This is a genomic window from Rahnella aquatilis CIP 78.65 = ATCC 33071, assembly GCF_000241955.1.
GTDB classification, from domain to species: Bacteria; Pseudomonadota; Gammaproteobacteria; order Enterobacterales; family Enterobacteriaceae; genus Rahnella; species Rahnella aquatilis.
Map to the genome: position 1 here is coordinate 877,233 of NC_016818.1, position 22,678 is coordinate 899,910.

Below are 22,678 nucleotides of genomic sequence, written 5' to 3' on the forward strand. Positions count from 1 at the left end.
GACCTCAGGAGCACAACATCATGAATAATCACGACTGGCATCAGGCAGATATTATTGCGGCGCTGCGTAAAAAGGGTACGACATTGGCGGCGGTATCACGGGCTGCGGGGTTAAGTTCTTCGACGTTATCGAACGCGCTTTCGCGGCCGTGGCCGAAAGGGGAAATACTGATTGGTCAGGCGATTGGCGTTCATCCTGCGGTGATCTGGCCAAGCCGTTATTACGACCCGAAAACACATCAGTTAATTGAACGCCGTACACGAAATCATTTGGTGCAAATTATTGAGCGGGCAGGGCATTAGTAATGATGATCATCCTGCCCGCTCGTTTACGCTAACAGCAATTACTTATTCTTTACCTGTAATCCGCGCGGCAGATTATTGTTATCCACCTGCGGTAAACCGGTAGAAGCAGAAGAGGTCAGTAAGCCTGTCTCAACGTAGTTTTGCAGCTTCTCGCGGGTATCGGTGATATCCAGGTTACGCATGGTCAGCTGACCAATACGGTCATCAGGTGAGAACACGGAATCGCCTTTTTCCATGGTCAGGCGCTCTGGTTTGTAAGTCAGGTTCTCAGACACCGTGTTCATGATGGTGTAGTCATTGCCGCGACGCAGTTCCAGCGTCACTTCACCGGTGATTTCGCTGGCGACCCAACGCTGAGCGGAGTCACGCAACATCAGAGCCTGCGGATCGAACCAGCGGCCCTGATACAGCAGACGCCCCAGCACGCGGCCATTCGCATGATATTGCTCGATGGTGTCTTCGTTATGAATACCGGTCAGCAGACGTTCATAAGCGATGTGCAGCAGCGCCATTCCCGGGGCTTCGTAGATGCCACGGCTTTTGGCTTCGATGATACGGTTTTCAATCTGGTCGCTCATGCCTAAACCATGACGGCCACCAATGCGGTTGGCTTCCATCATCAGCTCAACGCTGTCGTCAAAGGTCACGCCATTGAGCGCAACAGGATAACCACGCTCAAAACGGATGGAGACTTCTTCCGCTTTCACGACCACATTCTCGTCCCAGAATTTCACGCCCATAATCGGGTTAACGATTTTGACGCCGGAATCGAGGAATTCCAGATCTTTGGCTTCGTGCGTCGCGCCCAGCATGTTGGAGTCTGTGGAGTAGGCTTTCTCGGTCGACATTTTGTAGTCGAAACCGGACTGAATCATGAATTCTGACATCTCATGACGGCCGCCGAGTTCATCGATAAAGTCAGTGTCCAGCCATGGCTTATAAATTTTCAGTTCAGCATTGGTCAGCAGGCCGTAACGGTAGAAACGCTCAATGTCGTTCCCTTTATATGTGCTGCCGTCGCCCCAGATATTCACGCCGTCTTCTTTCATTGCGGCAACCAGCATGGTACCGGTCACGGCGCGGCCCAGCGGCGTGGTGTTGAAGTAAGTCACGCCCGCCGTGGTGTTATGGAATGCACCACATTGAATGGCGGCAATCCCTTCGGCAACCAGTTGCTTACGGCAATCGATCAGGCGAGCTTTCTCTGCACCGTACTCCAGCGCTTTACGCGGAATGGCATCGTAATCTTCTTCATCAGGCTGACCCAGATTAGCTGTGTAGGCATAAGGGATTGCCCCTTTTTTCTGCATCCACAGCAGGGCTGCACTGGTGTCCAAACCGCCGGAGAATGCAATCCCCACACGCTGATTAATCGGAAGGTGCTTGAGAATAGTTGTCATCGGTTAAATCCTGTATGAATGGGGTCTGTCTGCTTAAGGTTTCAATGCCTATATTGATATCGCAAAACCGGCGTCGGGTAAAAGGGATTTTGCATATTTATGTAAATTTTATCGCATAACTATCTAGTTGTCATGCCCTCAAAGCGGCATTTGATTCAAAATTATTCACTGTACGCGCAAGCCCTCGACACTCTGCAGGGGCAAAATCAGTACCGTTTTCAGGCTGTTTTCAATGCAACCGATAATCTCTTCACGCGGGCCGAGGCGCCAGTCATCGCCTGCATAAAACTCTTCCAGGATCTTATCCATACTTTCGATACTCTCAAATGCACGGATCAGGTAATAGCAGTCCGGAGTATGCAATGAATTCCCAAATGACACGACATCGATTGCGCAGCGTCGATGTAAGGGAACGCTGATTTCCCTCATGATGCGATGAAACGCGGCTCCCATACCCGGTTGTAAGGTGTATTGCAGAATCTCTACGGTTCTTGTATCAGCACTCATTATCTCATCCCTGTTAAAAACCTGAGGTTTCAGCATACGCGAAAATGAGGGGTTTTTTGTCGCATCGTCCTTAAATTCCCTCCAGCGGCAGCACATCCAGCGGTTTCATGCGCCGCCAGCAGGGTGGTGCCGTTTCCGGCATTTGCCCGTACTATGCATCAGTTCGACCAGTACGAAACCGCTTTTCCGCTGCGGAATTTATACGATGAGGTGATCGACGGTGTCGGGCTGGTGGGGCCGGAAAAGTGGATTAAATCGCTGACCGGTAATCTGAAGTTATTGCGCTAACGTGTTGATGCTACGGGTATAAAAAAGACCGGATACAGGGGTCGTATTCGGTCTTAGTTTTGTGCTAATCCGTATTCAGCTCGTCGCTTTCAGCTGCGGATAGCGTTTGAAAATCGTCAGACACCAGACGAACGCGACACAGCCGATCAGGCCACCGGCGTAGCCGATATTGCTCATTTCCAGATGCAGACTCACCTGATTACCGATCAGCGCGCCGGCACCGATACCGATGTTATAAATACCGGAAAGCAGCGCCATCGACACGTCGGTGGCGTCGGTCGCCAGTGCCAGCACGCGCACCTGCATTGCCAGGCCGATAATCATCATCGCCAGTCCCCAGATAACACACAGCACTGAAATGGCGACCGGACTCATCGCCGCCACAAACAACAGGAGCATGCTCAGTGTGACCAGCAGGATCGGGCCGCTGAGCATGGCTGCCGGGAAACGGTTGCCGAGCAAACTGAACGCAATGCTGCCGAGAATACCCGCGCCGCCGAAAATCAGCAGCAGGAAGGTGGTGAAGTTTTCACCCATGTTGGCCACGCTCTGGATAAACGGTTCGATATAACTGTATGCCGTATAGTGAGCGGTCACTATCAGTGCGGTCAGAAGATACATACCGACCAGCGCCGGACGGCGGAACAACATCGGCACGCTTTTCAGTGAACCGGTATGTTCACTTGGCAACGGCGGCAGCAGTTTAATCAGACAAATCAGCGTCAGCAGCGCAACGATGCCGATGCTCATAAAGGTGGTTCGCCAGCCAAGATACTGACCAATAAGCCGGCCCAGCGGTAAGCCGAGCACCATCGCCAGTGCGGTGCCGGTGGCTAACATACTGAGCGCCTGCGTTTTTTTACCGGCCGGTGCCACACGGATCGCCAGCGAGGCAGTGATCGACCAGAAAATGGCGTGGGCGAGGGCGATGCCGACGCGCGAGGCCACCAGACTCCAGAAATCCCAGGCGACGACAGATAACGCATGGCTGACGATAAACAAACTGAAGATGATGATCAGCAGGCGCTTTCGCTCAACATTGCGGGTCAGCAGCATCAGCGGCAGCGACATCAGCGCGACGACCCACGCATAAATGGTCAGCATCAGGCCGACCTGCGCGGTCTGCATATTGAAACTGGTGGCGATGTCGGAAAGTAATCCGACGGGCACAAATTCAGTGGTATTGAAGATGAATGCGGCAATAGCCATCATCACAACGCGAAGCCATGCTGTCCTGCGCGAAACGGTATCTGATTGCATTGAAATTTATGACTTATAAGAAGATGTTGAAGTCAGACATCTGTCTGGCAGATGCCTGTTGAGCGCATAGTGTGTTTTATTTGTTCGAAAAATGAAACAGAAAATTGGCCTATCAGATAAATCTTCAGGCGACAATTTTAGTGACGGAAACTGAGACGCAGGTCACTGTGTTTTATTGCGGATGCCAGCACCAGTGCCACGGCTCATAAATAAATCCCCAGGGATTATTCAGCGGAAATGACATCACAAAACCGAATCCGGCGGCGTGGGTTTGCAGCCACTGAAAAGCTTCTGTTTCACCAAAAACGCCGGTCACTTCGTCGCAGCCGGGGGTATTAATATCCACCGCGCAGCCGGTGTGATGTTCGCTGCATCCGGGCGGCGCCAGCGAGGTAAAGAAATCTTCCGGGGCGATGCCTGCCTGTTGTTTAGTGCGGATTAACTCAGCCTGATAGTTCAGGCTGCGCCAGGCGGAAACCAGATAAATCGCCACGCCGTCAGCGGCAGCCTGCTGTTTCATGGTGTGCCAGGCGGCAGCGGCGGGTACGGTCAGACGGTATATTTTACCGCTGTCGGCATCGGTTTCCGCCTCCACCAGTAAGTGCTCACTTACTTCTTCAAAATACGGCAGTGTGCGGTGGGCGATAACCGCCGGATCGATATGCAGCTCCCGCAGTATCTGCTGCGTTTGCGCTTTGAGTTCCGCCTGGTTCATGCCGGTCCGTCCCCCGAACGGCCAATCACATCGTTCATGGCTTCCGTCATCGCTTTACCCGCTGAGCGCATCGACTGCTGATAGCGCGAAGCGGCAACAACAAATGCAGTAAGAAGCTGGGTATCCTGTGCATGTTGCTGATATTCAGGGTGCCATTGCACGCCAAGACAGAAATCATAGCCTTCGCATTCAATGCCTTCGATCACGCCGTCGGGGGCATACGCGTTGATGATGCAGCCGGGTCCAACGGATTTCACGGCCTGATGGTGCGAGCTGTTCACCACGTAATTGTCACGATCCACGCAGCGGCTGAGCAGTGAGCCTTCTACAATTTCTATCGGATGGCGTGCGCGTTTTTTACCGCCAGCGTTTTCGGTATCGACAGTGGTGCTGTGCTCAAGGGCATCGGGCAATGCATCGGGAATATGCTGATACAGCGTGCCGCCGGTTAATACGGCAAGTAACTGCTGGCCGCCGCAAATCCCGAGCAACGGCATATTGCGCTGCATGGCACCTTTGACGATGGCTTTTTCAAATTCGGTACGGGCGGGTTTCAGGCGAACCTGATCACTGGTTTGTTGTTCATTAAACAGTTCAGGCGGCACATCAAACGCCCCGCCGGTCACGACAATGGCGTCGCACAGCGCCAGATATTCATCGGCCAGCGCCGCGTGATGCGGCAAGGCCAGCGGCACCGCGCCCAGTTCCGCCAGACTGTCCATATAATTCTGACGCAAGGCATACCACGGATAATCGGCATAGCCACCGGCTTCCTCGCTGTCGAGCGTTACCCCAATAACCGGTCTGGATTGAAATTTTGTCTGCATTCGCCTGAGTCCCTGCATTAAGATGAAAAACAGTCAGAAATTCACCATATCAAGTCGTGGTCGGCGCAAACAATATAAATTATCAATAGGTCATATTTTCAGGATTTAGCTCTGGTTTTCTCATCCGTTCAGGGGAGATGTCAGTGCATTTTCCGCGCTAACCCTGCGTTTTCCTGACAAAATTCCGGTCTTCGCTGACACTTCCTGATGCTTTTTTATCGCTGTCTTCAATATTGATTCTCATTGTGTTCTTAATATTACCTGCCGCCAAAGGATAAATTAGCGGGTATAATTCATCCTGCTGATAGAAATAGAAATTCTTAATTGCTAACGAAATCTTTACGTTGTCCTAAAAACAGCCAACCGTGGTTTTCAGGGATAATGTTTTTTGACTGATATTGAAAATCTCTGGTTGAAGGTCATTTTTCAGCTGTTTTCTCCTCATTAATACTGCGAAACCAAGAAATTTATGCTGCCGACTGCCTCGTCTCGTTCCAAAAAACGCACATTCCTGTGGGTTACTGTCGCCATTATCGTTGCTGCGATCCTGGTCTGGTTCTTTGCTTTCCACCAAAGTGCGTCTGATCCTTCTGCCCAGAAAAAGCCTGGCCGTAGCGGCATGCGCGCGATGCGTGGCCAGATGATGGCGGGAATGGCAACGCCGGTGCAGGCCGGAAAGGCCACCCAGGCTGACGTACCGGTGTATCTGCGCGCACTGGGCACGGTCGTGGCGAATGCCACGGTGACGGTGACCAGCCGGGTGGATGGCCAGCTGATGAAGGTGTATTTCACCGAAGGTCAGAAAGTGGAGCAGGGGCAGTTGCTGGCGCAGATTGACCCGCGCAGCTATCAGGCGACCCTGGAGCAATATCAGGGCTCACTGGCACAGAATCAGGCGCTGTCGAAAAGTGCCGAACTGACGCTGGCGCGTTACCGCAAACTGTATGCTCAGGATTCCCTGGCGCGTCAGGATCTGGAAAGCCAGATTGCGACAGCCGGTCAGTACGCGGGTGCCGTCAAAGCCGATCAGGCACAAATCGCTGCGGCCAAACTGAATATTGAGTTTGCGAAAATTACCGCACCGGTCAGCGGGCATGTCGGTTTACGACTGGTCGATCCGGGCAACATGGTCACCAGCGGTTCCACCACCGGCATTGTCACCATTACCCAGACTCAGCCGATTGCCGTGACCTTCAGTGTGCCGCAAAGCAATCTGCAAACCCTGCTCAAAGCGTTGCGGGGCGGCAATCAGTTGCCGACCACGGCTTTTGACCAGAGTGGCAGCGAAGTGCTCGGACAGGGCAAACTGCAATTTATCAGTAACGAAATTGACACCAGTACCGGCAGCATCAAGCTGAAGGCATTATTCGATAATGCCGATGAAAAACTCTATCCGAATCAGTTTGTGAATGCCCGCTTACAGGTGGCGACGCTGAAAGACGCCACGGTGATCCCGGCGGCAGCCTTGCAACTGAGCAGCGACGGCGACTTTGTTTATGTCGTGAAAGCGGATAACACCATTGAACGGCGCAGCGTGAAATCCGGCCCGGATTTTGGTGATGACCAGGTGGCGATTTTGTCCGGCGTGAAGCCGGGCGAGCAGGTGGTGACCACCGGTATTGACCGTCTGAACAACGGCACTAAAGTCGACATTGTGACACCAGTCTCAGGTAATTCTGCGACTGCTGACAGTTCGTCGAAACAACGTGAGCAAAGCGGTGGCGTGGATAAGGCCACGACAGGTGCGGATAAAACGACTGTTGCTCCGCAGGCAAACCAAAACACTGCCGGTAAAGACAGCGGGTCTAAATGAATCCTTCACGCCTCTTTATACTCCGGCCGGTCGCGACCATTCTGCTGATGGTCGCCGTGCTGTTGTCGGGAATTTTTGCCTACAACATGCTCTCGACTTCGGCGCTGCCGCAGGTCGATTACCCGACCATTCAGGTGACCACGCTGTATCCGGGTGCCAGCCCGGATGTGATGGCATCCGGCATCACCGCGCCGCTTGAGCGTCAGCTCGGGCAGATGGCGGGGCTGAGCCAGATGTATTCCACCAGCGCCAGCGGTTCTTCCATTATCACGCTGAAATTCTCGCTGGATTTGTCCCTCGACGTCGCCGAGCAGGAAGTGCAGGCGGCGATCAATGCTGCTGACAGCCTGCTGCCGAGCGATTTACCGAATCCGCCGACCTACAAAAAGGTCAACCCGGCGGATGCGGCGGTGCTGACGCTGGCTGCAACCTCTGAATCATTGCCGCTGACTAAAGTGCAGGATCTGGTGAATACCCGCGTGGCGCTGAAACTGTCACAGATTTCCGGCGTCGGTATGGTCACCCTGGCGGGCGGGCATCAGCCGGCGATCCGTGTGCAGGTGGATCCGCGTAAGCTGGCGGCGCATAACCTCAGCATGGAAACCATCAACACGCTGATCGGCAACAGCAACGTCAACGGTTCCAAAGGGGGCTTTGACGGCCCGCATCATTCGATCACTATCGATGCCAACGACCAGCTGCGCACCGCCGCTGAATACGGCAACCTGATTGTTAACTATGAAAACGGGGCGGCGCTGCGTCTGCGCGATGTCGCGACGCTCTCCGAAGCGCCGGAAAATCAGTACCTTTCTGCCTGGGCGAACAAACAACCGGCGATCATTATCAGCGTTCAGCGTCAGCCGGGCGCCAACGTGATTCAGGTGGTGGATGCCATCAAAGCACAACTGCCGAAATTGCAGGAAGCGCTGCCGGAATCCGTCAAAATCAACGTGATTTCTGACCGGACACAAACCATCCGTGCCTCGATCAGCGATGTTCAGTTCGAACTGCTGCTGTCGATTGCGCTGGTGGTGATGGTCACCTTCCTGTTCCTGCGCAATGTCGCGGCCACACTCATTCCGAGCGTCGCCGTGCCGCTGTCGCTGGTCGGTACTTTCGGCGTGATGTACCTGTGCGGTTTCAGCCTCAATAACCTGTCGCTGATGGCGCTGACCATTGCCACCGGCTTTGTTATTGATGACGCTATTGTGGTGGTTGAGAATATTTCGCGACGGCTGGAAGAGGGCGAAACGCCGATGCAGGCGGCGCTGAAAGGCTCGCAGCAAATCGGTTTCACCATTATTTCCCTGACCTTCTCACTGATTGCCGTGCTGATCCCGCTGCTGTTTATGGGCGACGTGGTAGGGCGTCTGTTCCGTGAATTCGCCATTACGCTGGCGGTGTCGATTCTTGTGTCGATGGTGGTTTCGCTGACCCTGACACCGATGTTGTGTGCTTATTTGCTGCGTCATACGCCGGAAGAAAAACAGAGCAAGTTTTACCGTAAAGGCGGTGAGTTTTTCGACAAAATGATCGCCGGTTACGACCGTATGCTGATCGTGGTACTGAACCATCAGAAACTCACGCTGCTGGTGGCCGCCGCGACGTTAGTGTTCACCGCGTTGCTGTATGTGATTGTGCCAAAAGGGTTCTTCCCGTCGCAGGATACCGGGATGATCCAGGGGATCACTCAGGCGTCGCAGGATGTTTCGTTCAGCGAAATGGGGCGTCGTCAGCAATTACTGGCCGCCGCTATTCTCAACGATCCTGACGTGGAAAGCGTGTCTTCTACCATCGGTGTGGACGGCAATAACACCAGCCTGAACAGCGGGCGTTTGCAGATCAGCCTGAAATCGTTTGATGAACGCAGCGAACGTGCACCGGCGATCATTGAACGCCTGAAACAGGAAACCGCCGGTGTACCGGGCATTGAGCTTTATATGCAGGCTTCGCAGGATCTGACCGTGGACGATCAGGTGACGCCTAGCCAGTACCAGTTCACGCTTGATGATGCCGACAGCGAAAATCTGGTGGAATGGACACCGAAGCTGACTGAGAAACTCAGTGCATTGCCGGCGTTCAGCGACGTGGTGAGCAACCTGCAAAATCAGGGGCAGATTGCTTATGTGGAACTGGACCGGGATGCTGCGGCCCGCTACGGTATTACGGCGTCTGACGTCGATACCGCGCTGTACAACGCCTTCGGTCAGCGACTGGTTTCCACCATCTTTACCCAGGCGAACCAGTATCGCGTGGTGCTGGAAGTGGCGCCGCAGTTCCAGCAGTCACCGGCCTCTTTTGATGATGTCTATCTGGCGACCAACAACAGCACATCGACCAGCGGTACGGTAGCGACAACGACGACGACCACCACGTCAACGACGTCAGACAGCGGTAATCCGACCACTAATTCCGGTGCCACTAACGGCATGGTCAAACTGACGTCGATTGCCAAAATTCATATGCGCACCGGCGCACTGTTGCAGGCGCGGCTCAATCAGTTCCCGGCGGTCACCGTCTCCTTTAACCTCAAAGACGGTTATTCGCTGGAACAGGCGCAGCAGGCGATCAAAACCACCGTAGCCGATATCGCCATGCCGGACAGCATCACTTTGCGTTATCAGGGGGCGGCGGCCTCTTTTGAAAGTGCCACCGGCAACACGCTGTGGTTGATCCTTGCCGCGCTGCTGACCATGTATGTCGTGCTCGGTATTCTGTATGAAAGCTTTATTCATCCGGTGACCATTCTGTCCACGCTGCCGTCGGCGGCGGTCGGTGCGTTACTGTCGCTGATCTTTACCGGTACGGAATTCAGCCTGATCGCACTGATCGGGGTGATCCTGTTGATCGGCATCGTGAAAAAGAACGCCATTATGATGATCGACTTTGCGCTGGATGCGGAAAATAAACAGGGATTATCGCCGCGTGAGGCGATTCACCAGGCGTGTTTACTGCGTTTTCGTCCGATCATGATGACCACCATGGCCGCGCTGCTCGGTGCGCTGCCGCTGATGCTGGCGAGCGGATCCGGCGCGGAACTGCGTCAGCCGCTGGGGCTGGTGATCGTCGGCGGTCTGATCTTCAGCCAGATCCTGACCCTGTTCTCGACGCCGGTGATTTACCTGATGTTTGACCGGCTTTCCCACCGCCTCAATCCACGTCACCGGCGTGCAGCGAAGCAGGCGGAATAAATGAACATTTCGCGTTTCTTCATCTTCCGCCCGGTCGCGACATTGCTGCTGACGATGGCGATACTTCTGCTCGGTTTGCTTGGGTATCGCCTGCTGCCGGTGGCACCGCTGCCGCAGGTGGATTTCCCGACCATTCTGGTCAGTGCCAGTCTGCCGGGCGCCAGCCCTGAAACCATGGCGGCGACGGTTGCCACGCCGCTGGAAAGGGCGCTCGGGCAAATCGCCGGGGTAACGGAAATGACCTCGCGCAGTTCGCAGAGCTCGACCAGCGTTATCCTGCAATTCGATCTCGATCGCGATATCAACGGCGCGGCGCGTGACGTGCAGGCGGCGATCAACGCCTCCCGTGCATTACTGCCGAGCAGCATGCCGTCGCTGCCGACCTATCGTAAAGCCAACCCGTCGGATGCGCCGATCATCATGCTGGCGCTGACTTCGGCCACGCGCAGTAAAGGCGAGCTGTACGATATTGCCTCGAGCCAGTTGCAACAGAAAATCGCGCAGGTCAACGGCGTCGGGCAGGTTTCTCTGGTGGGGTCCGCGCTGCCGGGCGTGCGTATTGATTTACGCCCGGAAGCGGTCACCTCTTACGGAATTTCCCTCGACACCATCCGCGCTGCCATTGCCGACAGTACCAGCAACCTGCCGAAAGGCTTACTGCAAGGGTCGGATCAGTCGTGGATGATTGAAGGCAACGGCCAGCAAAGTACCGCCGCGCAGTACAAAACGCTGATTGTCACCTACATTAACGGCTCGGCCATCCGCCTCAGCGACATCGCCAATGTGTATGATTCCGTCGAAGACAAATACAACGTCGGGTATTACAACAGCACGCCGTCGGTAATGATTGGCGTGACGCGCCAGGCTGGCGCGAACATGCTGGAAACCATTCAGGCGATTAAAGCCGCGCTGCCGCTGATGAAAGAAAGTCTGCCGGGTGACGTGCAGCTTAATCTGGCGCTGGATCGCTCGCCGAACGTTTCCGCTTCCCTGCGTGATACTGAAATGACCCTGATGGAAGCCACGCTGCTGGTGATCGCGGTGGTCTTTGTGTTCCTGCGTAACTGGAATGCGGTGCTGATCCCCGCCGTGGCGCTGCCGGTATCCCTGATCGGCACCTGTGCGGTGATGTATCTGCTTGGCTACAGTCTGGATAACCTCTCGATGATGGCGCTGATCATCTCCACCGGTTTCGTGGTCGATGACGCCATTGTGGTGCTGGAGAACATTACGCGGCATATCGAAGAGGGAATGGGACCGGTGCGCGCGGCGCTGAAAGGCGCACAGGAAGTCAGTTTTACCGTGCTGTCGATGACGCTGTCGCTGATCGCGGTATTCATTCCGATCCTGCTGATGGGCAGTATTGTCGGGCGTCTGTTCCGCGAATTTGCGGTGACGCTCAGTGTCTCGCTTATCATCTCGATGCTGGTGTCACTGACCCTGACGCCGATGCTGTGCGCGCGTTTCCTCAAGCGTAAACCGCCGGTGGAAAAACGCCAGCCGCGCATTTACCGCATGATCGAACGCGGCCTGAATAAACTGCTGGCGGCCTATTCTGCCGCGCTCGGCTGGGTGATGCGCCATCAGCTGATCACGCTGGTGGGGTTATTCCTCACCGTGATCCTCAACTTCTATCTTTATACCGTGGTGGAAAAAGGTTTCTTCCCGGATCAGGACACCGGCATGCTGATGGGTATGTTGCGTGCGGATCAGAACACCTCGTTTCAGTCGATCCAGCCGCAGGTGCTGAAATACAGCAAGATCATTCAGGATGATCCGGCGGTAGAAGCGGTGATGAGTTCGGCGGGCAGCGGCGGTTTTGGTTCACGCAACACCGCGACCTTCTTCGTGCGTCTGAAAGATTTCGATAAACGCACCGCGACCGCCAATCAGGTGGCTAACCGTCTGATGATGGCGACCGGCAAAGAGCCGGGTGCGCAGTTGTTCCTGATGGCGGCGCAGGATCTGCATATCGGCGGGCGCAGTGCCAACGCGCAGTATCAGTACAGCCTGCAATCTGATGATCTTTCTGTGCTGCGGGAATGGGCGCCGAAAGTGCAGAAAGCCCTGGCGAAATTGCCGCAACTGACCGGCGTGGATTCCGATGCGCAGACCGGCGGGCAGGAGATCATGCTCAATATTGACCGGGATCGCGCCACGCAGCTCGGCGTGAACGTGAAGATGATCGACACCTTGCTCAATAATTCCTTCAGCCAGCGGCAGGTTGCCACGATTTACAAAACGCTGAACCAGTATCACGTGGTGATGAACCTGACATCCGACTACACCAGTAATCCGGATGTGCTGCATCAGCTGTATGTGGTGACGGATGCCGGTAATCAGGTGCCGTTGTCGGCGTTTGCCACCTTCAGCGGGGCGAATGCGCCGCTGTCGGTTTCCCATCAGGGACAGACGGCGACCACCACGATTGCGTTTAACCTCGCCGACGGGTACGCGCTGGAAGATGCGCAGGCGGCGCTGAAAACCGCCATGGCGCAAATCGGCCTGCCGGATACCGTTCATGGCAGTTATGCCGGTACGGCACAGGCGTTTGAAGCGCTGGCCAGTTCGATGCCGTGGCTGATCCTGGCTGCGCTGGCGGCGGTGTATATTGTGCTCGGCGTGCTGTATGAAAGCTATATTCACCCGCTGACCATTCTCTCCACGCTGCCTTCCGCCGGTCTGGGCGCGCTGTTACTGATGCTGATGACCAATACGCAACTGACGGTGATCGCACTGATCGGGATCCTGCTGCTGATCGGCATCGTCAAAAAGAATGCGATCATGATGATCGACTTCGCGCTCGACGCTGAACGGCGGCTCGGCCTGACGCCACAACAGGCGATCACCCAGGCCTGTCTGATGCGTTTTCGTCCGATCCTGATGACCACGCTGGCGGCGTTCTTCGGTGCCTTGCCGCTGGCGATGGGCAGCGGCGGTGACGCGGATTTGCGCAGTCCGCTGGGTCTGGCGATTGCCGGTGGTCTGGCGCTGAGCCAGATCCTGACGTTATTCACCACGCCGGTGGTTTACCTGTATATGGATCGCACCAGCCGTGCGACGCACCGTCTGTGGCAGCGACTGCGTCCTCACACGCCGCCGCCGGAGGCCCGTACACATGACTGATCACACTGAAACTCATTACCCTGAAGCGAATCTGATGACTCTGCAAAAAACACGTTTAATGGTGTTCCGTCTTGCCCCGCTGGCGCTGGCCTTACTGGTCAGCGCCTGTGCCGTCGGCCCTGATTACCAGCGGCCGGATGTGGCTATGCCAACGGCCTTTAAAGAAGCCAAAGGCTGGACGGCCGCGATCCCGAAAGATAATCAGGCCAAAGGCGACTGGTGGGCGGTGTATCAGGATCCTGAGCTGTCGTCCCTGCTGACACAGGTGCAGATTTCCAACCAGAACGTTGCGCAGTATGCCGCGCAATACCGTCAGGCGCAGGCACTGGTGACACAGGCGCGTTCCGATTTGTATCCTTCCGTGGATGCGACCGTCGGCAGTACGCGCAATGGCACATCCACCTCCACCACCAACAGCCAGTCCGCACAATTGAGTGCAAGCTGGGAACTGGATTTGTGGGGCAAACTGCGCCGCACGGCAGAAGAGCAGGATGCCAGCGCGCAGGCCAGCAAGGCCGATCTGGCCGATGCCACGCTTAGTGCGCAATCCGAACTGGCGCAGGATTATTTTCAGCTACGGGTGATGGATCAGCAAATCGCGTTGTATAAGCAAAGCATCGACGCCTATCAGCGTTATCTGACGGTGATTGAGAACCAGTATGCCGGTGGCAGCACCTCGCGTGCCACACTGGCGCAGGCGCAAACTCAGTTGGAAAGCACCAAAGCGTCGGCGCTGGATCTGCAATGGCAGCGCGCCCAGCTTGAGCATGCCATCGCCGTGCTGATCGGCAAACCACCGGCACAGTTCAGCCTCGCGGCACGTGACGTAAAACTCAACCTGCCTGCGATGCCGGATGCGATTCCGTCGCAACTGTTGCAGCGCCGTCCTGATATCGCCGCTGCTGAGCGCACCATGGCCTCAGCCAATGCCGCCGTCGGTGTCGCGACCGCCGCGTACTATCCTGATCTGACCTTAAGCGCCAGCGGCGGCTTTGCCAGCTCGGCCTTCCACAACCTGTTCTCGCTGCCCAACCGTGTCTGGTCTTTAGGCCCGGAACTCAGCCAGACGGTACTGGATTTCGGTTCCACCCGTGGCAAAGTGGCACAGGCCGAAGCCGCGTATGACGCCGACGTCGCCAGCTATCGCCAGAGCGTGTTAACCGCGATGCAGGAAGTGGAAGATTATCTGGTCGAACTGCACACGCTGGACACCGAACTGGTCGCCCGTCAGAACGCCGCCGATGCCGCCAAAGAATCCGCCCGCGTGACCTACAACCAGTATCAGGCCGGGATGATCGACTATCTCGACGTCGCCACGACCGAAAACACCAGCCTGACGCAACAGCAAAGCGTCCTGTCACTGCTCAGCACCCAGATGGTCACCAGCGTCAAGCTGATCGCCGCACTGGGCGGGGGATGGAACGGGGATGTGGGGAAATAAGAGAGGGTGAATTATCTCTGCACTAAGGGCACATGAAAATGTCTTTGGTGTAGAGATCGTTATTCATTTCAGTTTCAGCGCGAATGTTGCCATTCATCTTTAAAAATAATATTACGTGCACAATACTTCCAGGTACTCGCTTCATAACGAAGTAAGATAGTTTTCATATGCGTTTTAACTCATTTTTTTATTTGTATTTATCAAATTTTGATGTAAGTTTCGCAAAAATGAGAATCCAGATGATTACCGATGCCGCGCCTATCAACACGCCATACGAGGGAAAGATATAGATACAAAGCAGCCATGATGAAATAATAACAATAGGAAATAAAATGTCTGATAATAATAAAGATATTAAGCTTTTAAACATTATATTTGTCCCTTAACTCTTCATAAGCCTCATCTAAATTACGCAGCATTTTAGCCCTTACTTTCTTTATTACATCCTCTAATGCAGGTTCAATAAAATAATAAAAAATTTCTAATTCAGCGGTGTATAAGATTCCAGGCGTTTGGTAAGATTTAAATAGCACCACAGCCATCAGGATTATACAAGGGTAATTTCTGATTATGTGAGGCTAGTAACGGCTATAAATTTTCCTTAGTGAGTGACGGTTGATATCGACTACTTACGAGCGTAAATACTGGAGTGGCGCGCTAAATTTGGCCGTCTGAAGAGAGGTGATTTAATCGCCTAATTAGTAATAAATTTCTGAAAATTCCATTTTTAAAGGTTCTCCAATAGATTGTGAAAACATATGGGCATAACGTAATGGCTCTTTTTTAAATGGACTCAGCGGGTTTCATGCGCTACATAAGCCGAACTGTTGCCCGTCAGCCACTGGATTGATTTTCCGGTAAATGAGTATCGAACCGCTTTTCTACCACGCCAGGCATCACATCCTGTACCGTGCTGCTGTCGTAACTAAAATTAGCGTTAGTGTTAGACATATACCCAAACCTATCTCTTAAGTTAAGAGACTTCTACTGTCTGGCTTTTCGTGGGGCCCACTCAATGGTAAATCGATCAGCATGGACTTAGTACCTTACGCAAGGAACGATTATGTACGGTAACGATGAAATTATTAGTCATTTACAGGCGAATAAAATTCTTGCACTAAAGCTAGATCACGCTGTAACTGCTGTCGGTCAGCAGGTCGCAAATCAAGTTGAAACATTAGGGAAGGGTGCTACCAGGCTGTTGTATTATACGTCCTGTTTTACCGATGAATATAACGATGTTTGCCAAAAACAAAAGACGGAAGATCTGCGCTTCAGGAACGGTGTCATTCGAATTATCCAGAATGGTGATGTTGTCTATAATATGCTTCATATCTACTTTGAAGAAATATTTAAATACAAAACCAATGACCAATTAGAGTATATCAAAAAACAGCTCATGGCTGTGAATGTTCATATCGCCGCCAGCTCACTTACAGGGGCAGGATATGCTTTAGCGGCCGCATTGGATTGAGTCTAAGTGTGCAACTCAGCTCTCTTACGGGGCGTGCAGCTGGTACGGTTGCCGGTGTAGTGACTACGTATGGCTTGGTTCAGAAAGCGGTGGATAGTGCCCATCGTCTATCCGTTCGATATCCCGCCTATTACGCAGCCCTTTATGCGCAAGAGCTGGAAATGATGTATTTCCTTATTGAGCCAGTGTTCGAACGCGCGGGTGCACTTGAAGTGCAATGGTCTGATTCCAACATCGCAAGTATCATTACTCGAATGATTCGATAACCATGATTAAATATCTAAAGAAATTTCTACTGTGGCAACTAGCGTTTTTATCATCACTGTACGGGCCTGTGGTTCTCACGATTATTTTCGCACTATTTCAGGGTTATTTTTTTCCTGATAGTCCCGTCTGGCCGATAGGCGTATTCGCCATAGTTATGATTGTTATTTTTATACGTTACTGTAAATGGTGACGGTCGAAAAATTAACCGCTGTTAAATTATCACTGATAAGGAAATTGAATGTCCACACCCGCTCACTTATGGCTTGAAGATGAAAATGGTTCTCCGGTTGTCGGTAGCTGCATGATGCCACTGCGTTTAGGTTCCATTGAGCTGAAATCATTCTCCCACGGTGTCACTATCCCCGTTGATTCTCAATGCGGAAAACTCACGGGTACGCGCGTTCATCGGCCTATCACGATAGTGAAAGAATTCGATCAGACTACGCCTCTCCTGTATCGAGCAGTGTGTGAAGGCCGAACCATGAAGAAGGCAATAATCAAGATGTACCGCATCTTGGAATCTGGCATCGAGGCCGAGTATTTCAATATCATCCTGGATAACGTCAAAATCACGACAATTTCACCCTACCTGGCTCCAGGCGGCATGAGCAGCACGCATCTGGAAACGCTAGAGTTACGTTATGAGGCGATCACATGGAAGTACACTGACGGAAACATTATCTACCGAGATTCATGGAATGACCGTTGTTGTGCATGACCACCGTTTTTATTTGCGGCACATTTCCCACAGGTAAAGAATAGCTAATGCCACCCGAGGTGGGTGCACCGGAAAACGGGGTACGACGCTGGCAGCGGTATCGCGCAGTGCGGGATTGAGTTCATCGACGTTGTCGAATGCGCTGTCGCGGTCATGGCCGAAAGGGGAGAAGGTGATTGCACAGGCGCTGGATGTGCATCCGAGCGTGATCTGGCCGAGCCGTTATTTTGATGCGCGGGAGGAGTTGGTAGTGAAAGTCATTCGGAATTCAGCGAAATCCTGAGTGACGATGAGCTTTTTTGGAAGCTTTGCCGCAGCGATGAAAGTACAGAGTTGCTGATAAAACAGTAATCTATATTCTGCACACTGCTCTGTAAGTGAATACATTTTGTTCAGTGGCTACATGAGGGCTACAATGTAGCTACACGACAAAATTGATCCGGAGGTTTTATGACTGACACTGTTGTCAGAGCTCGAGTAACTTCAGCGTCAAAGGCTGCTGCAATGGCAAACGCAAAGGCAATGGGGTTGGATCTTTCGACAATCATTCGAATGGTTGTAAATAGGTTGGCTGTGAATGCTGAGCTACCCGTCGATTTGTTGCAGCCTAATGCAAAAACACTTCAGGCCATTCGTGATATGGAAAATGGAATTGGTGTTGAAAGTGTCGCAACGATTGAGGAGTTGAAGCACGATCTGGGATGGTGATATGTGCTAAGGATTGTTTATCAGACAAGATTCAAAAAGGATGCGAAAAACGCCGACTTCCGTCGGCGTTTCCATTCACTCAAAAATCACTCCTTCCAGCCGCCCCCTAAGGCTTTATACAAACTGATGTCCTGATTCAGTTGGGCAAGCTGGGTGGTGATCAGTGTTTGCTGAGCAGAGTACAGGGAGCGCTGTGCGACCAGTACACTGAGGTAATTGTCGACACCGCCTTTGAAGCGCATCTGCGAGAGATCGAAGTTGCGCTGGTTGGCGTCGGCGTCCTGCTGGCGGGCCCGCAGTTCGTCTTTGTAAGTCGCCTGACCAGCTAAGCCGTCGGACACTTCCTTGAATGCCGTCTGAATCGCTTTCTCATAGTTAGCGATATCAATTTTTTTGGTGTCCTTCGCGATGTCGAGATTGGCCTGATTCACGCCGCCGTCGAAGATCGGGATGTTAACCGAAGGCATAAATGACCACGCGCCGGTACCGCCATCGAACAGTTTACTCAGGCTGCCGCTTTCAGTGCCTGCCGTGCCGGTCAGCGTGATGCTCGGGAAGAACGCCGCCCGCGCCGCGCCGATATTGGCGTTGGCAGCTTTCAGCGTATGTTCAGCGGAAATAATATCCGGACGGCGGGTCAGCAGATCAGAGGGCAAACCGGCCGGTGTCTGCGGGAATTTCCAGTCCTGTTGCAGGGTGGCGTTCGCCAGCAAACTCTGGGGGATGGTGGTGCCGACCAGCAGGGTCAGCGCGTTGACGTCCTGACGCACCTGGCGTGTGTACTGGGCGATATCGGCCTGCGCCGCGCGCACCGTGGTTTCGGCCTGCACCAGATCCTGTGAGGTGTCGATGCCGGAATCGTAGCTGCGTTTGGTGAGTTCGTACGATTTTTTCTGACTGTCGGCGGTGCTGATTGCCAGTTTTAGCAGATCGTTATCCGCCGCCAGACTCAGATAGCCGGAAGCGACCTCAGACACCAGCGAGATTTGCGTGGCGCGCTGCGTGGCTTCTGTCGCCAGGTAAGTTTCCAGCCCCTGATCGCGCAGGCTGCGTAAGCGGCCAAACAGGTCAACCTCATAAGAGGTTACGCCCAGATTGGCACTGTATTGCTGATACGTCACTGGTCCGCTGGTTTGTGTTGAATACAATCCGCCCGGCAGATGCTGGTTAGTTTCACCGGCGCTGGCGTCGAGTGTCGGCAGCAGAGCGGCGCGGTCAATCTGGAAGGTAGCGCGTGCGGTATCGACGTTTAATGCCGCGACCCGCAGGTCGCGGTTGTTAGCCAGAGACATGCCAATCAGCTGCTTCATCGCCGGTTGATTGAAGAAGGCTTTCCAGCCGATATCCTGCGCAGCGCTGGTTTTCGCGCCATCCCAGTTGCTGGCGACCGGCAGTGCAGGGCGCTGATAATCAGGTTCCAGGGTACAGCCCGCCAGCAGGGTGAGTGAAAACGCGCTGACAAGCGACAGTGCGAAATGCGGTTTATTCATGGTGTGTGGCCTCTGGTGCAGGAAGCGCCTTATCGTGTTTTTTCGATTTGCGGGTGAACAGATTCACCACCGTGACGTAGAACATCGGCACGAAGAAGATCGCCAGGAAGGTCGCCGTGAGCATGCCGCCGACCACCGCCGTCCCGATGGAATGCTGGCTGCCCGCGCCCGCGCCACTGGAAATCGTCAGCGGGAATACGCCGAGGATAAAGGCCATTGAGGTCATGATGATTGGCCGGATACGCAGTTTGGCTGCTTCGATGGCCGCCTGGGTGACCGACATCCCTTCGTTCTCATGCAACTCTTTGGCGAACTCGACAATCAATATGGCGTTCTTCGCTGCCAGCCCGACGGTCGTCAGCAGGCCAACCTGGAAGAAGACGTCATTCGACAAGCCACGCAGCAGCACGGCACCGATGGTGCCTAAAATCCCCAGCGGTACCACCAGCATGACGGAGAACGGAATTGACCAGCTCTCGTACAGCGCTGCCAGACACAGGAACACCACGATCATCGACAGACTGTAAAGCGCCGGGGTTTGTGAGCCGGAAAGCTTCTCTTCATAGCTCAGACCATGCCATGCCACTTTGTAACCCGGTGGCAGTTTGGCCGCGATTTCCATCACCGCCTCGTTGGCATCACCTGAGCTGTAGCCCGGTGCCGGTGAACCCATCAGTTCGACAGAAGACACGCCGTTGAAACGCTCATAACGCGGTGAGCCGTACACCCATTTGCCGCTGCCGAAGGCGCTCCACGGCACCATATCGCCGCTGGAATTACGGAAATACCAGTTGTTCAGATCTTCAGGCGTGACGCGGGAAGCCGCCTTGCCCTGGATGTAAACACGTTTCACGCGGTCGTTGTACATGAACTGATTCACATACGCTGACCCCCAGGCCGCTGACAAGGTGTTGTTGATGTCATCGAGGCTCAGACCCAGCGCCTGCGCACGTTCATCGTCAATTTCCAGCTGATATTGCGGCTCATCTTCCATCCCGTTCGGACGCACAGCCGTCAGGCGTTTGTCCTGCGAAGCCAGTTGCAGGAACTGGTTACGCGCGGCCATCAGGGCTTCATGCCCCTTGCCGTTGGTGTCTTGCAGGAAGAAGTCGAAGCCGGTGGCATTACCGAGTTCCATGACCGCTGGCGGAACGAAAGCAAATACGCGGGCGTCTTTGATCGTCGCGAAATGCGCCATCGCACGACCGGCCAGCGCCTGAACTTTTTGCGCGGCGGCCGGGCGGTCTGCCCAGGTTTTCAGCTGTACGAACGCAATCCCGACGTTCTGGCCTCGTCCGGCGAAGCTGAAGCCGTTGGCGGTAAACACCGAGGAAACGATGCCGCTTTCCTGCGTCATCAGGTATTCCCGGACATTATCCAGCACCTGCTGGGTTCGTTCTGCCGAAGCGTTGGCGGGCAACGTCGCCTGAACAAACATTACGGCCTGATCTTCATCCGGCAGGAAGGTGGTCGGCACGCGGGTGAACATAAAACCGGTGGCGATGACGATCAGCAGGTAGATGCCCATAAACAGACGGCGGCGGGAGATCACCGTGCCGACGGCGCGGGTATAGCGCATCGCGCCTTTATCGAAGTTACGGTTAAACCAGCCCGCAAAGCCTTTTTGGGCTTTCTCCTCGTCATTGTGTTTGATGATAGTGGCACACAGCGCCGGGGTGAAAATCAGCGCCATCAGCACCGAAAGCGCCATGGCAGACACGATGGTGATCGAGAACTGACGGTAGATGATCCCGGTCGAGCCGCCGAAGAAGGCCATCGGCACCAGCACGGCAGACAGCACCAGGGCGATACCAAACAGCGCACCCTGGATCTGTTTCATCGATTTAATGGTGGCGTCTTTTGGTGAGAGCTTTTCTTCCGTCATCACGCGTTCGACGTTTTCCACCACCACGATGGCATCGTCCACCAGCAGGCCGATCGCCAGCACCATCCCGAACATGGTCAGGGTGTTAATGGAATAACCCGCTGCCGCCAGAATACCGAATGTCCCGAGCAGAACCACCGGCACCACCAGCGTGGTCACCAGCGTCGCGCGCAGATTTTGCAGGAACAGCAACATCACGCAGAACACCAGCACGATGGCTTCGATCAGCGTTTTCACCACTTCCTCAATCGACGCGCTGACCACCGGCGCGGTCTGGTACGGGAACTCGACTTTCACGCCGGCGGGCAGAGAATCTTCCAGCCCGGCGATGGTTTCTCTTACTGCTCTGTCGGTGTCCAGCACGTTCGCGCCGCTTGCCAGACGCAGGGCGATAGCAGTAGACGGTCTGCCGTTAAAGGTCGAGGAGATGGAATAACTTTCCGGCCCCAGATCGACGTTGCCGACATCACTGAGACGCACCTGAGAGCCGTCTGCATTCACTTTCAGCAGTACGTTTTTGAACTGATGAATACTGTCGAAACGGGTTTTACCAATGATCGTTGCGCTGAGTTTGCTGTCTTTGACCGTCGGCAGGCCGCCGAGGGAACCGGACGATACCTGCACGTTTTGTGCTTCTATGGCCGTGCTGACATCACTTGGGACCAGCTGATATTTATACAGTTTTGCCGGGTCGAGCCAGATACGCATCGCGTATTCTGAACCGAGCAGCAGGAAGTCGCCGACGCCTTTGGTACGCACGATCGGGTCTTCAAGTTTGGTCACCAGCAGGTTACTCAGATCCGAGTTACTCATTTTACCGTCGGTCGAAATCAGGCTGACCAGCAGCATGAAGTTGGCCTGATATTTGGCAATACGGATCCCCTGATTGACTACTTCGGTCGGCAGTTGCGATTCGGCCAGAGACACTTTGTTCTGTACCTGAACCTGCGCGATATCCGGGTTGGTGCCCTGATCAAAGGTGGCAATGATGGTGGCGCTGCCGTCGCTGTTACTTTGCGATTCGATATAGCGCAGGTTATCCAGCCCGTTCAGTTGCTGTTCAATGACCTGAACCACAGTGTTCTGGGCGGTTTCCGCTGACGCACCCGGATAGGTGACGCTGACGGAAATTGCCGGCGGCGCGATATTCGGGTATTGGCTGATCGGCAGTTTCATGATCGACAGCGCACCGGCGAGCATGATGACGATGGCGACAACCCAGGCGAATATAGGGCGGTTAATAAAGAAAGTAGACATTCAGCT

Annotated in this window: 16 protein-coding genes and 2 pseudogenes; 10 read left to right on the top strand and 8 right to left on the bottom strand. The window is 54.1% G+C overall.

Going from position 1 to position 22,678, the window contains the following annotated elements:
• Nucleotides 1-20: 20 nt before the first annotated feature.
• Nucleotides 21-302: a helix-turn-helix domain-containing protein gene (locus RAHAQ2_RS04025; RefSeq protein ID WP_015696018.1), complete on the top strand. Its 282-nt coding sequence runs from the start codon at nucleotides 21-23 to the stop codon at nucleotides 300-302.
• Between the two features lie 41 nt (nucleotides 303-343).
• Here the strand turns inward: RAHAQ2_RS04025 and argG are convergent, their stop codons facing one another.
• Together argG and RAHAQ2_RS04035 are read right to left on the bottom strand one after the other, a co-directional pair.
• On the bottom strand, nucleotides 344-1,705 hold the full coding sequence (gene argG / locus RAHAQ2_RS04030) for an argininosuccinate synthase (RefSeq protein ID WP_015696019.1): 1,362 nt from the start codon (nucleotides 1,703-1,705) through the stop codon (nucleotides 344-346).
• 165 nt (nucleotides 1,706-1,870) lie between these two features.
• A complete protein-coding gene (locus RAHAQ2_RS04035) occupies nucleotides 1,871-2,212 on the bottom strand; it encodes a hypothetical protein (RefSeq protein WP_015696020.1) in 342 nt (113 codons plus the stop codon).
• A gap of 123 nt (nucleotides 2,213-2,335) precedes the next feature.
• On the opposite strand from RAHAQ2_RS04035, the pseudogene RAHAQ2_RS24625 reads away from it, so the two are divergent.
• Nucleotides 2,336-2,500, top strand: a pseudogene (locus tag RAHAQ2_RS24625) (DUF2000 family protein); the annotation flags it as partial.
• Between the two features lie 75 nt (nucleotides 2,501-2,575).
• Here the strand turns inward: RAHAQ2_RS24625 and RAHAQ2_RS04040 are convergent.
• The 3 genes from RAHAQ2_RS04040 to RAHAQ2_RS04050 all read right to left on the bottom strand — a co-directional run bounded on the left by RAHAQ2_RS04040 (nucleotide 2,576) and on the right by RAHAQ2_RS04050 (nucleotide 5,302).
• Nucleotides 2,576-3,760, bottom strand: coding sequence for a sugar transporter (locus RAHAQ2_RS04040; RefSeq protein ID WP_015696021.1), 1,185 nt, complete (start codon nucleotides 3,758-3,760; stop codon nucleotides 2,576-2,578).
• A gap of 172 nt (nucleotides 3,761-3,932) precedes the next feature.
• Nucleotides 3,933-4,475 carry a M15 family metallopeptidase gene (locus tag RAHAQ2_RS04045; protein WP_015696022.1) on the bottom strand — a complete coding sequence of 181 codons (543 nt, stop codon included), beginning with the start codon at nucleotides 4,473-4,475 and terminating at the stop codon, nucleotides 3,933-3,935.
• Complete coding sequence (locus tag RAHAQ2_RS04050) at nucleotides 4,472-5,302, bottom strand: gamma-glutamyl-gamma-aminobutyrate hydrolase family protein (RefSeq protein WP_015696023.1); 831 nt, start codon at nucleotides 5,300-5,302, stop codon at nucleotides 4,472-4,474. The genes RAHAQ2_RS04045 and RAHAQ2_RS04050 overlap by 4 nt, the downstream gene beginning before the upstream one ends.
• A gap of 469 nt (nucleotides 5,303-5,771) precedes the next feature.
• On the opposite strand from RAHAQ2_RS04050, the gene RAHAQ2_RS04055 reads away from it, so the two are divergent.
• The 4 genes from RAHAQ2_RS04055 to RAHAQ2_RS04070 are packed head-to-tail and all read left to right on the top strand — an operon-like array spanning nucleotide 5,772 to nucleotide 14,873.
• The gene (locus tag RAHAQ2_RS04055) at nucleotides 5,772-7,115 is read left to right on the top strand and encodes an MdtA/MuxA family multidrug efflux RND transporter periplasmic adaptor subunit (RefSeq protein ID WP_015696024.1); all 1,344 of its coding nucleotides are present in this window, start codon (nucleotides 5,772-5,774) and stop codon (nucleotides 7,113-7,115) included.
• Nucleotides 7,112-10,306 carry an efflux RND transporter permease subunit gene (locus RAHAQ2_RS04060; RefSeq protein WP_015696025.1) on the top strand — a complete coding sequence of 1,065 codons (3,195 nt, stop codon included), beginning with the start codon at nucleotides 7,112-7,114 and terminating at the stop codon, nucleotides 10,304-10,306. Before RAHAQ2_RS04055 ends, RAHAQ2_RS04060 begins: the two co-directional genes overlap by 4 nt.
• Nucleotides 10,307-13,432 carry an efflux RND transporter permease subunit gene (locus RAHAQ2_RS04065; protein WP_015696026.1) on the top strand — a complete coding sequence of 1,042 codons (3,126 nt, stop codon included), beginning with the start codon at nucleotides 10,307-10,309 and terminating at the stop codon, nucleotides 13,430-13,432. It begins immediately after the preceding gene.
• Nucleotides 13,425-14,873 (top strand): efflux transporter outer membrane subunit, encoded by a 1,449-nt coding sequence (locus RAHAQ2_RS04070; protein WP_015696027.1) that lies wholly within the window; start codon nucleotides 13,425-13,427, stop codon nucleotides 14,871-14,873. The genes RAHAQ2_RS04065 and RAHAQ2_RS04070 overlap by 8 nt, the downstream gene beginning before the upstream one ends.
• Before the next feature lie 362 nt (nucleotides 14,874-15,235).
• Here RAHAQ2_RS04070 and RAHAQ2_RS04080 read toward each other — a convergent pair whose 3' ends face one another.
• The gene (locus RAHAQ2_RS04080; RefSeq protein WP_015696029.1) at nucleotides 15,236-15,415 is read right to left on the bottom strand and encodes a hypothetical protein; all 180 of its coding nucleotides are present in this window, start codon (nucleotides 15,413-15,415) and stop codon (nucleotides 15,236-15,238) included.
• A gap of 521 nt (nucleotides 15,416-15,936) precedes the next feature.
• Between RAHAQ2_RS04080 and RAHAQ2_RS04085 the strand changes: the two are divergent.
• The 4 genes and pseudogenes from RAHAQ2_RS04085 to RAHAQ2_RS04105 all read left to right on the top strand — a co-directional run bounded on the left by RAHAQ2_RS04085 (nucleotide 15,937) and on the right by RAHAQ2_RS04105 (nucleotide 18,040).
• Nucleotides 15,937-16,613: pseudogene (locus RAHAQ2_RS04085) on the top strand (hypothetical protein).
• A gap of 239 nt (nucleotides 16,614-16,852) precedes the next feature.
• Nucleotides 16,853-17,332 carry an Hcp family type VI secretion system effector gene (locus RAHAQ2_RS04095; RefSeq protein WP_015696031.1) on the top strand — a complete coding sequence of 160 codons (480 nt, stop codon included), beginning with the start codon at nucleotides 16,853-16,855 and terminating at the stop codon, nucleotides 17,330-17,332.
• A 40-nt stretch (nucleotides 17,333-17,372) separates the two neighbouring features.
• A complete protein-coding gene (locus tag RAHAQ2_RS04100; protein WP_037040500.1) occupies nucleotides 17,373-17,615 on the top strand; it encodes a helix-turn-helix domain-containing protein in 243 nt (80 codons plus the stop codon).
• Nucleotides 17,616-17,782: 167 nt separating this feature from the next.
• Complete coding sequence (locus RAHAQ2_RS04105) at nucleotides 17,783-18,040, top strand: type II toxin-antitoxin system RelB/DinJ family antitoxin (protein ID WP_013574135.1); 258 nt, start codon at nucleotides 17,783-17,785, stop codon at nucleotides 18,038-18,040.
• Between the two features lie 86 nt (nucleotides 18,041-18,126).
• On the opposite strand, the gene RAHAQ2_RS04110 is transcribed toward RAHAQ2_RS04105, so the two are convergent.
• Both RAHAQ2_RS04110 and RAHAQ2_RS04115 read right to left on the bottom strand, forming a co-directional pair.
• On the bottom strand, nucleotides 18,127-19,530 hold the full coding sequence (locus RAHAQ2_RS04110; RefSeq protein ID WP_015696032.1) for an efflux transporter outer membrane subunit: 1,404 nt from the start codon (nucleotides 19,528-19,530) through the stop codon (nucleotides 18,127-18,129).
• A complete protein-coding gene (locus RAHAQ2_RS04115; RefSeq protein ID WP_015696033.1) occupies nucleotides 19,523-22,672 on the bottom strand; it encodes an efflux RND transporter permease subunit in 3,150 nt (1,049 codons plus the stop codon). Before RAHAQ2_RS04115 ends, RAHAQ2_RS04110 begins: the two co-directional genes overlap by 8 nt.
• Nucleotides 22,673-22,678: the final 6 nt, after the last annotated feature.